Below are 13605 nucleotides of genomic sequence, written 5' to 3' on the forward strand. Positions count from 1 at the left end.
AATTTTGGACAGTAAGTCTTTTCACAGTATACTACAGCACAATTGGATAAGGTGTTTGTTTTCTTTTTACGCAATGAAGTTCCATATGAAAATAGTCGTTTTTCTTTTGCTGGTTATTTTGGGTGAAGTTCAAAAAATTAACGCTCAGAGTACAGGAGTTACCATTTTACAACAGGGATTTAAGGATCCGCCTATAAATGCAAGGCCAAAAGCTTTATGGCCCTGGGTGAATGGAAATGTAAGTTTATCCCAGATCACTTATGAAATGGAGGAGGCAAAACGTAAGGGAATGGGCGGCTTTGATATCTGGGATATCGGAACCAATATTGATCCCAACAATGTTGTTCCTGCGGGACCTGCTTTTCTAAGCGATGAATCGGTTCAGGCGATCGCTTTTACAATACTTGAAGCTGACCGGATCGGCCTGGAACTTGGTCTTACTTTTTCAAGCAGTTGGAATGCCGGCGGTTCATGGATAAAGCCTGAACACGGAGCCATGGGACTATTTAGAAAAGACACCATCGTAAACGGTCCGATAAATTTTTCATCAGCCATCTCATTTCCGGTTATTCCCGCAACATATCATAATCAGAAAAACCTTTTATCTGTTGACCCGAAAAGCGGATTACCAACCTATTTCAAAGAAGTGGCCTTAATTGCTCATCCCATTAATTCCGACTCTGCTTTAGGTTCTTTGAATGAGGTGATTGCACTTGAAGGTTTCAATGTTGATGGAAAACTGACCTGGCAGGTTCCTTCCGGAAAATGGAGGATTGTTCGTTATGTATGCGCACCAACCGGCCAACCCCTGGCAATTCCATCCACAAATTCAAAAGGTTTAATGCTCGACCATTTTAGTGCCGATGCACAGCGGGCTAATATGAAGTATATCTTCGATCGGCTATTGCCTGTGACGGGTTCCCTTAAAAACAGGTCCCTGAAATATTTGTATGCTGACAGTTATGAAGTGAACTCTGCTGTCTGGACCCCGATGATGGCTGAGGAGTTTCAAAAAAGAAAAGGTTATAGCCTGCTCAAATATCTTCCCTTGCTGGATGGTTTCAGATTGTCCCAGGATACGACCAGCCGTTTTTTATTTGATTTCCGAAAAACGCTTTCTGATCTTATCATCGAAAATCATTATGTCCTGGGTAAAGAACTATGCGAAGAGAAAGGTCTCGGGTTTGTGGCGGAAGCGGGTGGCCCGGGTCAGCCCATACATAACGTACCTTTTGAAGACCTGAAAGCATTAGGGGCATTAACAATACCACGTGGTGAGTTCTGGAACAAACATCCTCAACTTGAACTATTACAAATAGTAAAAGGCATTGCAAGCGCCTCTCATATTTATAACAGGAAATTTGTAGAAGCAGAATCTTTTACATCGGTTTGGCTTTGGCAGGAAGGTCCTGATGAACTAAAGCCACTAGCTGACAGAGCTATGTGTGAAGGATTGAACAGATTTGTTTATCACACTTTTCCGCATACCCCGCCGGAATCAGGAAACCCTGGTTGGGTATATAATTTCGGATCATTGATCAATACCACCAATGGCTGGTGGCCAAAGTCAAAGGGTTTTCATGAGTACCTGTCCCGTTGCAGTTATCTGCTGCAACAAGGGAATTTTGTTGCTGATGTTGCTTATTATTATGGAGATGATGCGCCCAACTTTGTGACAGGGAAAGAAGTTGATTCAATTTTGGGTTTCGGTTACGATTATGATGTAGTGAATACCGATGTTTTGATCAATAAAATGACGGTCAGAAATGGCAAGATATACCTGCCCCATGGCCAGTTTTATGAAGTGCTTGTGTTACCGCAACAACTAACAATGAATGCGCAGGTTGCACAAAAATTGCAGGAACTTGTAGCTGCCGGCGCAACGGTTATTGGTCCCGAACCTTTGAAGTCAAACGGGCTTAACAGATCATCACAAAATGATGTAACGGTTAAAAATGTAACAAAGTCTTTATGGGGCCCGGATAAAGCAGCGGGTGAAAAAAAGTATGGAAAAGGCATCCTGGTCTGGAACAAAACGCTGAAAGAAGTTCTCCGGCAGAAAGGTGTTGCTCCTGATCTTAGTTTTAAAACCTCCGGCAATATCAACAGTTTCGATTTTATTCACAGGCAGGCAGGAAAACAGCATATCTATTTCATCCGTAATATTAACCCTGAACCGGTAACGGCATTCCTGACATTTCGGGTGAAAGGAATGAAGCCCGAATTGTGGAACCCTGAAACAGGTACTATTACTCCAATAACGGTTTATAAAGAAGTGACCGATGGAATTGAGATTCCATTATCTTTCGCCAACCATGGCTCTGTGTTTATTATCTTCAGTTCACCGCTTTCTCCTGCTCTTATAAAGCTTGATGAGAATATTCTTAACAACAATATCCGGCTGTTGCATACAAATGAGGGAATCGCCTTTACAACGAATGGCCAGGTCACCGGCACCAGGGTTAACAAGCGTTTTACACAAGACATCAATCTTCCCGCAGCTATCACATTAGATGGACCCTGGGAATTACGCTTCCAGCAAAACGGTCATGCGCCTGCCCGTGATACTTTTCACACTTTGGTTCCCTTAAACCAGTCATCAAAAGATGGTATAAAATATTTCTCCGGAACGGTTGCTTATCATCACACATTTTCTGTCACAAACACACAACTGGAGAAGAACATGCGCATGCTTTTGTCACTCGGAAAAGTAAAGGAGATAGCTGAAGTGTATCTAAACGGGCAGAACCTTGGCCTTTTGTGGCATACCCCTTTTCAAACCGATATAACAAATTTTATTCGGCCAGGGGAAAATCACCTGGTTATTGAATTAGTAAATACCCCAAATAATGCGTTGATTGGCGATGCAAAATTTTCGCGGGTTAACCGAAAACTACAATCAAATATTGTCAGGCTTCCTAATGCCTGGAGCAAACCTTTTGCTGAAGCTCCTTTGCTGGATGCTGGCTTAATAGGCCCGGTAACTATAAATTATGCTATACTATTAAAGCAATAGCTATCCTATCCGGGCTGTAACTCCGCAATCATCAGCTGTAATAATTCCTGTTCCATCACTCATCACTCATAACTCATAATTCAAACTAACCACTCACCACTCCATACAGGCTACTACAGCACGGTTAACTTTGGCTGCTGTTCTATCTTGGCCCACGTATCTGTGGAAGACACAACTTTAAGCATTTATGGAAAAAACGATTGCATTTTTATTTTCGCTAATCATCTTCGTATGTTCTTGTAAGCCAGACAAAAAATTTAATACATGGACACAATACAAAGGATCTGATGAGAACATTCATTATTCATCCCTGGCCCAGATTGATACTAATAATGTAAAATCGCTGAAACCGGCATGGGAATATCATACTGGTGATGCAGATACTGCCAATGCCTCGCAAATTCAATGCAATCCGATAATTGTAGATGGTATCTTATATGGCACTTCTCCGCAGATGAAGTTGTTTGCAATTGAAGCCGGCACAGGAAAAGAGAAATGGAAATTCAATCCTTTTGATACGCTCGAAGGTGATAAACGCGGATTTTTTATTCATAATAATTCAAGAGGGGTTACCTATTGGAACGATGGGGACGAAGATAAACGCATTTATTATACAGCCGGGTCATATATGTATTGCATTAATGCCATGACAGGACAAATTGTAAAATCTTTCGGTGACAGCGGAAGAATTGATTTGCATAATGGGTTGGGACGTGATGTGAAAACATTATTTGTTACGGCTACCTCACCTGGTATAGTTTATAAAGATTTACTGATAATGGGTACAAGGGTGCATGAAGGATCAGAGGCTGCGCCGGGTCATATCCGTGCTTATGATCTGCGTACCGGTAAACAAAAATGGATGTTTCATACGATACCCGAACCCGGCGAAAAGGGACATGAAAGCTGGGAAGATCGTGATGCTTACAAGGCGATTGGCGGGGCTAACGCATGGGGAGGTCTGAGCCTTGATAGTAAAAGGGGGATTGTGTTTGCGGGCACCGGCTCTGCTAATTATGACTTCTACGGAGGGATGCGAAAGGGTAATAATTTATTTGCAAACAGCGTGCTGGCACTCAATGCCGCAACAGGTAAATACATCTGGCACTTTCAATATATTCATCACGATGTATGGGATAGAGATCTGCCGGCGCCACCAGTTTTGGTAACAATATCTAAAGAAGATAAAAAAGTTGATGCCGTAGCTGTTACTACTAAAACCGGCAACGTGTTTGTTTTTGAAAGGGAAAATGGCAAGCCGGTTTATGATATCATTGAAAAACCGGTCCCCACCAATTCTGACTTAATTGGAGAACAGCTTTCACCAACTCAACCCTATCCTGTAAAACCCTTGCCTTTTATGCGGCAGGTAATAACCGAAAACGATCTTAACCATTTATTGCCAGACTCTTCATACGAGGATGTAAAGAAACGTTGGGCTGCCTTAAGAAACGATCATATGTTTAATCCGCCTTCTCTTCAAGGTACGCTGGAGTTTCCTGGCCTTGATGGCGGAGCAGAATGGGGTGGTCCTTCTTACGATCCTCAAACGGGAATTCTTTATATCAATGCCAATGAAGTGGCATGGGTGGTTAAAGCTGTAGAAAACAAAAAGTCAAACGCTGTCAATGAAACAGTTGGCCAGGCTGGTAAACGATTATATCAAATCAATTGCATGGTCTGTCATGGAGCAAACAGGCAAGGCTCTGCAAATTTTCCAGGCCTGGACCATATCCAGGCTAAATACACAGCCGGTGCTTTTGATACACTTTTAATGACCGGCAGAAGAATGATGCCAGGATTTGGACAGTTAAATGTTGCACAGCGTAATGCCATTGCAAGCTTTATCCTTGATATAAAAACAAACGGGAAAAAATTGTTTAAGGACAGTAGCAGCAAAAAAAATGATCACTATTTTAACCTGCCATATACGATGTCAGGCATCAGCAAATTCGTTTCCAAAGAGGGATATCCTGCTATAGCTCCGCCCTGGGGTACGTTAAATGCCATTGATCTGAATACCGGTGATTATGTCTGGAAAAGGCCATTGGGCCAGGAGCCTGGTTTTCCGTTCGCGCAGGAACAAACCGGCTCTGAAAGTTATGGAGCTTCTGTGATAACAGCAGGCGGGCTCATTTTTATTGCTGCTACAAAAGATGGTATGTTCAGGGCGTTCAATAAAACCAATGGAAAATTGTTATGGGAGTCGAAACTGCCTGCACCGGCTTATGCTACACCCTCAATATATGAAGTTGATGGCAGGCAATACGTGGTTATTGCCTGCGGTGGTGGTAAGATGAAAACAAGATCAGGCGATAGTTACGTTGCATTTGCATTGCCTCGATAGACAGGCCGGTTATCGACATAAAAAGGGATATCTAAAAATACAGCTAATGAAAAATAATTTTAGAATGCCGGATCTGAAACAGTATTTCCTGCTTATTGCTTTTATTGTTTTTTGCATTCACACAAAATCACAAACCGGTACAAAAAATCTTTTTCAGTTTGATGAAAACAGTAAGCCGAGATGGAGCAGCCCTGAGAACCTGAATGGAGTTAAAGGTGCAGGGGGAAAAGAAAACCATGGGGCTAAGGGACGGCCCGCTCGTTTTATTGAAGCCGGCCAAACATTGGTTTTGCTTGATATCAGGGACCAGGGAATTATCAACCGGATCTGGTTAACTATAAATGATCGTTCACGAAATATGCTCCGCTCTTTAAAGCTGGAGATGTTCTGGGATGGTGAAACAAAACCAGCAGTATCGGCTCCGCTGGGCGATTTCTTTGGAATGAGTATGGGCCGTATGACTTCCTTTAGCAATGCGCTTTTTGCAAGTCCTGAAGGAAGGTCGTTTAACTGTTTTATTCCTATGCCTTTTAAAACGGGCGCACGTATTCAAATCACGAATGAAACATCCCAGAGGCTGAGTGCTGTGTTTTTTGATGTAGACTACCAGCTCACTAAAAAATGGAACCCGGACAATCTTTACTTTCATGCATACTGGCACAGGGATACAGCCACCGTTTTAGCACGGGACTTTGAATTGTTGCCGAAAGTAAATGGCAGGGGAAGATTGCTGGGTGTGGATGTCGGAATAAATGCCAACCCGGCTTATGGCAACATCTGGTGGGGAGAAGGTGAAGTGAAATTGTACCTGGACGGTGATAAAGATTTTCCAACCCTGGTGGGAACAGGAACCGAAGACTATATCGGCAACGCATGGTCGCAGGCTGTTTTTGTTACCGATTATACCGGGTGTCTCGTAGCAGATGAACCGAACCTGCAGTGGACTTTTTACCGATATCATATTCCAGACCCTATTTATTTTGAGAATGACTGTAGGATGACGCTCCCACAGATGGGTTCTACCTTTCGGAAGGATGTGCTGGCCGCGCAAAAAAGAGGAGCGCCGATGATACCAACTTCCGGAGATGATGCACGCGGTAACATCAGGCATTTATACAAAACAGGCATTGCCTTAGACGACCCGATTGTAACAGAAGAGTTCGCACTTTTTTATCGCACAGATGATCTTTGTTCAACTGCATATTTTTACCTGGATAAGCCCTCTGATGATTTGCCTTCACTTCAGCCGCTATCTATCCGATTACATAATCTGAAACAGCCCAAAAAATAAATATATAACAGGATTAATGCAAAGCCCGCATACACGATTGCAAATAAAATATCCAATTTATGTATTACAGAAACTTCGGTCAGTATATTAAGCAAATCGTTGTTATACTTTTTGCTTGCCTGGTAAGCACCATCAATTATGCCCAGCAAACCCGCCAGGCGAGTACGGCCTTCAGCAAAGAAACCGGTGAATACGGAACAATGTTAAAACAGTTGGAAGGAATGTTAATGAAAGCCAGGGAAAAAAGTGTGAAGATGCTGGGAGGAAAGGACCGTAATGTTTTTGTGCCATGGATAAGGGATCATGTTCATGTGATGAAGGCGATGAAATATATGCATCCCGACATGACTTCTTTTATCGAATTCTACCTGCAAAATCAAACAAGTGAAGGAATTTATTTCGATTACTATTACCCGATAAACTCGGGCGGCATCAATGATCGCATGAAACTTTTTGATCAGCGTTACTGGAAGGTGATACCGGAAGACTCGATTCAAATGCATCGCCTGCCGGTGGAAGCTGATCTTGAGTATCTGTTGGTAGAAGGTGTTTATGCCGTATGGCAATCAACAGGAGATACTGCCTTTGTAAAACAATGGTTGACAAACCTGGTAAAGGGTATGAATTATTCAATGACTGACCCTTTAAGATGGTCCACAAAGCATCAATTGGTTAAACGCGGTTATACCCTCGATACCTGGGATTTCATGCAGTTGCCAACCAGCAGAGAAGAGTATAAGCGCAATGGTGGAAATATTCAAAAAGGGATTTTCAACATTGATGAAAACACCCCTATGGGTATTATGCATGGAGATAACAGTGGTATTTATGCTGCCTCTAATCAACTCGCAACTCTATCTCGTGTTACCGGTGATGAAGCATCAGGAAGAAAATGGGAAGAGGCAGCAACTGGTATCCGGAAAAGAACAAATGATTTATGCTGGAATGGAAAGTACTATGCACATTTTATTGAAGATGACCCACAACCTGCTTATCTGAAAATGGATCAGAAAAACACTCTGAGCCTTTCGAATCCTTATGATATAAACCGTGGGTTACCCGATAGCAAAATGGCACAATCGATTATCAAAACTTATAAGGAGCTAAAAGAGAGTAACAAAAAAAACTCATTTGCAGAATGGTATGGAATTTATCCTGCCGTTCAACCCCATTTTGCTGATTACAAACCAGGTTCGTATATGAATGGCGGTGTAACGACTATAGTAGCCGGTGAACTGGCGAAAGCAGCCTTTCAAAATGGTTATGAAGCATATGGAGTTGATATAATGCAAAGGTTAATGGAACTTATAAAAAAGCATAATGGTGATTTACCTGTCTCTTATACTCCCGAAGGAAAAGTAGATGAGGGTATTCCCGATAACTGGGGACAGGCGGCTGTGTATAGCGCTTTGATCGAAGGACTCGCCGGAGTAGTAGATAAAAGCGCACAATTTGAAAAAGTTGAGATTTCTCCAAGGTGGCTGGCTGCAGGCAAAAACAAAGCTGATGTATCCGTGGCCTACGGTCCAACAGGAGCCCGGGTTGGCTATCAATACCTGCATGATCCTGTAAAAAAAAAGATTGAATTGATGATTGAAGGAAACATGCGGGAAGCAATAATCCGTATTCTTCTGCCTGTAAAAAGCAAAAATGTAAAAGCCTGGCTAAACGGAGAAACCACCAAATCAACAATTGAAAAATTGCATGAAAGCAGCTATATAAAAATTGAAGGCTGGAAACAATCAGGTACTCTTGTTTCAGTTACCTATGAATAGGATCTAAAGAGAACATACCCGCTGTTACTGTTTAGGTTGCAAGTGTCAGAACTACACAAAAGAATGAATACAAGAAAAGTCTAAGCTTAGATTTTGCTGTGCTGCAACCCTCCATGCTTTAACAGCATAGTGCAGTATAGAATGCTACTTAATTGCTTCTAATTTGGTGATATCAAGTTCATAGTGGTTTAATATAAACCTTATGACAACAATCTTCGTTTCGAACTATTTATTGAAATCAAAACGACTTGCATATGCGCTGCACTAAAAGTGTTTCACAACTTTTTCATCGTAAACTTCTGCTCCTTTTTATTGGTATTGCAATCAGCACTTTTTGTTTTGCGCAACAAACCGTAAGCGGAAGAGTTACTGACAGTACTTCAAACCAGGGTTTAGCAAATATCAGCGTAGTAGTTAAGGGAACAACACGTGGCACCGTTACGAACGCAAATGGCGAATTTCGTATAGCTGCTGCAGAAGGTGAAGTGCTTGTGATCAGTGCAGTTAATTATTTGCCTTATGAACTAACTGTTGGCAGCGGAACTGTACTGAACACTGTTGCATTAACAAGTAGTAATGCCCGGTTAAATGAAGTTGTTGTGATTGGTTATGGTCAGCGGCAACGTAAAGATGTAACAGGTGCTGTATCGCAGATTGGTTCAAAAGAGATTGAGAAGAGCACCGCTATCTCCCCGGAACTTGCATTACAGGGCCGGGCTTCCGGTGTTTTTGTTAGTTCACAAGGTGGCGATCCCCAGTCCAGAGCTACTGTCAGGATAAGGGGGGTGAACACTTTTGGTAATGCAGAACCATTGTATGTAATAGATGGTGTGCCGATTTACGAAGGCGGCTCGGGTGTTTCAACTGGAGCAACAGGAGATATCCGATCCCCGATAAATATTTTCTCGATGATCAATCCACAGGATATAGAATCTGTATCAGTTTTAAAAGATGCTTCTGCGGCTGCGATTTATGGTGTAAGAGCATCAAACGGGGTTATCATCATTACAACAAAAAAAGGAAAAGCCGGAAGACCCAAAGTGGAACTTGCATCAACTTTTGGAATTCAAAATATTCCTAAAACCTATGATGTTCTGAATACACAGGATTATTATGTCCTGGCAAAGGAAATGTACCTTGCTAATCCTGATGCGAATACGAGTTTTGAACAGAAGTTCGGACCCCGCTATGATGTAACCAACCCTTTATATGGCGGTAATAATCCAACATACGACTGGCAAAAAGAATTATTAAACAAAGATGCAATGATCCAGGATCACAGTGTCAGGGTCACTGGTGGCAGTGAATCTACTACTTACTTTGTTTCGTTTGGTTATTCGGACCAGGAAAGCCCGTTAAAGTCAAACGATTTAAAGCGGTATTCTGTTGCAGCAAATATTGAATCGAGGGTATCAAGAGTTATATCGACGGGTTTAACTATCAGGTTAATCCAGGAGAGTGCCAAGGTAAATACACAGTCAGACCTTGCAACCATGGCTTCTTCCATTCCATTTCAGCCTATATATGATGTTAACGATCATACAGGATTTGCGCCTGCAAGTGCAGGCTCATTTGTTCCAAATTCCGCATATGATCCAACAAAGCTGGATGCCGGGGCGCCGTTTAATTTTGCGCCAGGCGATCCCCGGAAACTCTGGGGAGATCAAACCCGGTTTAATGTTTTTGCATTCCAGAGATACAATGACAACAACTATGATCTTAAGCGTGCATTAGGCAGTGCATATGTTCAAATTGAACCAATACCAGGTTTAAGATTAAGGGGCACATTTGGTGCAGACTGGTATATGAATCTCAGGAAGAGCTGGTCAGATCTGTTGGAAGGCTGGCGCTTCTCTCAAACACCAGGCAACCCATACGCAAGTCAAAACGGGGAAGCAAAGGGAACCTATGGAGAAAGAAGGGGAACCACTCAAAACATAAATAAGGAGCTAACCCTGAACTATAGCAAAACCTTCTTCAAAGAACACAGCATTGATGTTGTATTAAGCGCGAGTCAACAGTATGCCCGTTGGGATGTAAGTGATTTAAGCGGACGGGTTAATTTCACCGATCCCCAATTAAGAGGTATAACTAATCAACCGCCATATACTAACGGATTCGCATCAATCCTGCAGGAAGATGCACTGTTGGGTTATATGGGAAGGTTAAGTTACAAATATAGCGACAAGTACTACCTGGATGTTACGTTAAGACGGGACGGGTCGTCAAGATTAGCGCCGGGTTACAAGTGGGATAATTTCCCATCTTTTGCTGCAGCATGGCGTATCAGTTCGGAAAAGTTCTTTCCAAAAATTGATATTATAAATGACCTGAAACTAAGAGGGGGATGGGGTAGATTAGGGAATGTAAATTCAGCTGGATTTTATAAATATATTTCCGGGGTATCGCTGACTGCTGATTATCCTCTTGGCTCCGGAAATGGTAACGGTGTAGGTTCTCAGGTTCAGGCAACAAGACTTCCAGACTTTGCCAACACCACATTAACCTGGGAAAAATTGAAAACCTTTAACATTGGTTTAGATGCACAGTTGTTTAATAACCGTGTATCGTTTACCGCTGAATATTATGATAAAACCACTTTCGATATCATACAAAGCGTGGCACTTCCACCAAATACCGGCATTCAAAATAATGCAGATTTAAATGTTGCTACAGTAAAAAACAGCGGTGTGGAGTTCCAGGTTGGCTACAACGCCAAAATCGGTCCTGTAGATTTCAACTTCAGCGGCAATCTGACTACGGTTAAAAACCGGGTTATATCCTTGAACGGTGGTACACCGATAAACGGGGAAGGAGACAGGGTTGAAGAAGGCTATTCCATGTTTTATTTATGGGGTTATAAAGTGGGTGGCATTTTTCAGAACCAGGGTGAGATTGATGCCTGGAGACAAAAATATGCAGATGCAAGTATAAATCAGAGTCTGACAAACCCCACAGCAGGCTACCAATACAAACCGGGTGATATGTATTTCCAGGATGTTTATGGTAATCCCGTCGCACCCAAGGAAAGATATAGTAAAACACGCGATAGTCTTATCAATTCAAACGACCGTAGCTACCTTGGCAAAACAATACCTGGCTTCTTTTATGGATTTAATTTTGGTGCAAATTTCAAAGGTTTCGATATAAATGTTTTTTTCCAGGGCGTAGGCGATGTACAGAAGTATAATTCCACCAGGGCCGGACTTGAAGGATTGGGTGGACTCGCAAATCAATCAATCACAGCATTAGAGCGCTGGACCCCGACAAATGCTTCCACAACGATGCCAAGGGCAGTGTATAATAACCCATCAAATCCAGGTCGCTTTTCAGACCGGTTTGTTGAAGACGCGGGATACCTGAGATTGAGAAATGTGCAACTAGGTTATAGCCTGCCCAAAACCCTGCTAACTAAAAGTGGCTTTATTCAAAACTTCAGAATTTTTGTAACAGGGGTAAACTTGTTCACCGTTACAAATTGGACAGGCTTAGATCCGGAAACTGATTTCAATACCCCAACCACCAGGCAATTTTTGCTTGGGTTAAATGCAACTTTCTAATTCAATTAACTCATTCCGAAATGACAAAATCAATATTAAAACTATCGCTGGTATTTGCGGTTCTTGCCGCCGGTACTATTTTCAATGGTTGCGATAAATCGAAGCTTGATCTCTTGCCGCACGGACCAACAGAGCAGTCCTATTTCAGCAGTGAAAGCGAGTTCAATAAAGCCGTTTTAGGTGTGTATAGTAAATTGACTGATTTCTTTTGGTACAATGGAGGTCCGGGCAATACTTCGGTAACTGTTTTTCTTTTACCTGGCGACGATCTTACTACAAACCAGGGGGGAGAAGAATTTGAAATATTCAGTATGCAGCCAAGCAGTGGAAGATTAGGCTATTTATATTCACGGCATTACCAGATGATTAACAGGGCAAACCTGGTTAATCAGAAAATTGACGAGGAACAAGGTGATGTTTACACGACAAGTGGTTTGAAAAATTCTCATAAAGGTGAGGTACTTTTTTTAAGGGGTTATGCATATTACAATCTATGGAATCTCTTCGGTACATCACCATTGGTAACCGGAAGACAGGCAACTCCTGATCAGTTTTTGCCGCCCGGAACTACCGGCACTCAATTGCTCGACCAGGCTATTGCAGATCTGACTGAAGCTGCCAATTTACTGCCCGCCACCTGGGATGCAGCCAACAAGGGCCGTGTTACATCGGCTTCAGCGAATGGGATGCTTGGCAAGGCTCTTGTATTCAGGGCTTCTGCTGCAAAAACCCCAGCCGACTATACGGCGGCAATCACCGCTTTCAATAAAATCACGGGGGCTACACTAATTCCAAATTTCAGCGAAAACTTTTCATACCTGACAGAAAATAATGCTGAATCGCTGTTCGAGTTTCAGTCAGGACAGGCATTCGGAGGCGACAACGTTTGGCTGGACAACGACTTTGATAATGCAATTGGTTCCCTGTCTTTCTATTGGGGGTTTTATTCAAATAACGGAACCGGCCAACAGGGGCAATCCCGTTTTTTTGGTACCACCAAGTTGCTGAATGCCTTTAATGCAAGTGACCCTCGCCGGGACAGTACTTTAAACCCCGCGAACAGAACCATCAGAAAATATGTTTCTATTGATAAATTAAACCAATCAGGAGTTTCATCAATCAATAACTATAGAATCCTCAGATTTGCTGATGTCTTGTTATTAAAAGCAGAGGCTGTTTTACAATCAGGGGGATCTACTCTAGATGCCATTGGCTTTATAAACCAGGTTAGAACAAGAGCAAGGGGCGCGGGCGCCGAGCCAGCGAATTTTTCCACAGCAGAAACGAACAGGGGAACAATCATGCAATGGATAATGGATGAAAGATTGAGAGAACTTGCAGGAGAAGGCCAAAGATGGTTTGACCTGCGCAGGTGGCAAATGCAGGGGATTATCAGCCTGAATAATGCCTTCTTCAGTTCTAATTTATCAACCGTATCCTTCCAGTTGCCACGCCATTTAAATTTTCCAATTCCGAGCAGCGAGACGGATGTGAATCCGAATGTTCCGCAAAATCCAGGATATTGATTTTTTTCATTTGTAAGCAGCAAGTGTCCCCTTGAATATTCAGGGGGTTTTTCTTTTTGCGTTATAGTTGTAGACAGCATATCTTATAAG

Annotated in this window: 6 protein-coding genes; all 6 read left to right on the forward strand. The window is 42.4% G+C overall.

Annotated elements, in window-relative coordinates:
* Nucleotides 1–85 precede the first annotated feature (85 nt).
* The gene (locus tag VK664_RS15255; protein WP_461399541.1) at nucleotides 86–3016 is read left to right on the forward strand and encodes a glycosyl hydrolase; all 2931 of its coding nucleotides are present in this window, start codon (nucleotides 86–88) and stop codon (nucleotides 3014–3016) included.
* Between the two features lie 187 nt (nucleotides 3017–3203).
* On the forward strand, nucleotides 3204–5363 hold the full coding sequence (locus VK664_RS15260) for an outer membrane protein assembly factor BamB family protein (RefSeq protein ID WP_461399542.1): 2160 nt from the start codon (nucleotides 3204–3206) through the stop codon (nucleotides 5361–5363).
* A 46-nt stretch (nucleotides 5364–5409) separates the two neighbouring features.
* Nucleotides 5410–6654: a glycoside hydrolase family 172 protein gene (locus VK664_RS15265; protein ID WP_461399543.1), complete on the forward strand. Its 1245-nt coding sequence runs from the start codon at nucleotides 5410–5412 to the stop codon at nucleotides 6652–6654.
* 59 nt (nucleotides 6655–6713) lie between these two features.
* A complete protein-coding gene (locus VK664_RS15270) occupies nucleotides 6714–8429 on the forward strand; it encodes a glucosidase family protein (protein ID WP_461399544.1) in 1716 nt (571 codons plus the stop codon).
* 254 nt (nucleotides 8430–8683) lie between these two features.
* Nucleotides 8684–11989 (forward strand): SusC/RagA family TonB-linked outer membrane protein, encoded by a 3306-nt coding sequence (locus VK664_RS15275; RefSeq protein WP_461399545.1) that lies wholly within the window; start codon nucleotides 8684–8686, stop codon nucleotides 11987–11989.
* A gap of 20 nt (nucleotides 11990–12009) precedes the next feature.
* Nucleotides 12010–13515, forward strand: coding sequence for a RagB/SusD family nutrient uptake outer membrane protein (locus tag VK664_RS15280; RefSeq protein WP_461399546.1), 1506 nt, complete (start codon nucleotides 12010–12012; stop codon nucleotides 13513–13515).
* Nucleotides 13516–13605: the final 90 nt, after the last annotated feature.

This window comes from Flavitalea sp., from assembly GCF_035489435.1.
GTDB lineage: Bacteria > Bacteroidota > Bacteroidia > Chitinophagales > Chitinophagaceae > DATHKG01.

Coding starts and splice junctions, on each gene's coding strand:
- VK664_RS15255 (WP_461399541.1), top strand. CDS start 86: ATGAAAATAGTCGTTTTTCTTTTGCTGGTTATTTTGGGTGAAGTTCAA.
- VK664_RS15260 (WP_461399542.1), top strand. CDS start 3,204: ATGGAAAAAACGATTGCATTTTTATTTTCGCTAATCATCTTCGTATGT.
- VK664_RS15265 (WP_461399543.1), top strand. CDS start 5,410: ATGAAAAATAATTTTAGAATGCCGGATCTGAAACAGTATTTCCTGCTT.
- VK664_RS15270 (WP_461399544.1), top strand. CDS start 6,714: ATGTATTACAGAAACTTCGGTCAGTATATTAAGCAAATCGTTGTTATA.
- VK664_RS15275 (WP_461399545.1), top strand. CDS start 8,684: ATGCGCTGCACTAAAAGTGTTTCACAACTTTTTCATCGTAAACTTCTG.
- VK664_RS15280 (WP_461399546.1), top strand. CDS start 12,010: ATGACAAAATCAATATTAAAACTATCGCTGGTATTTGCGGTTCTTGCC.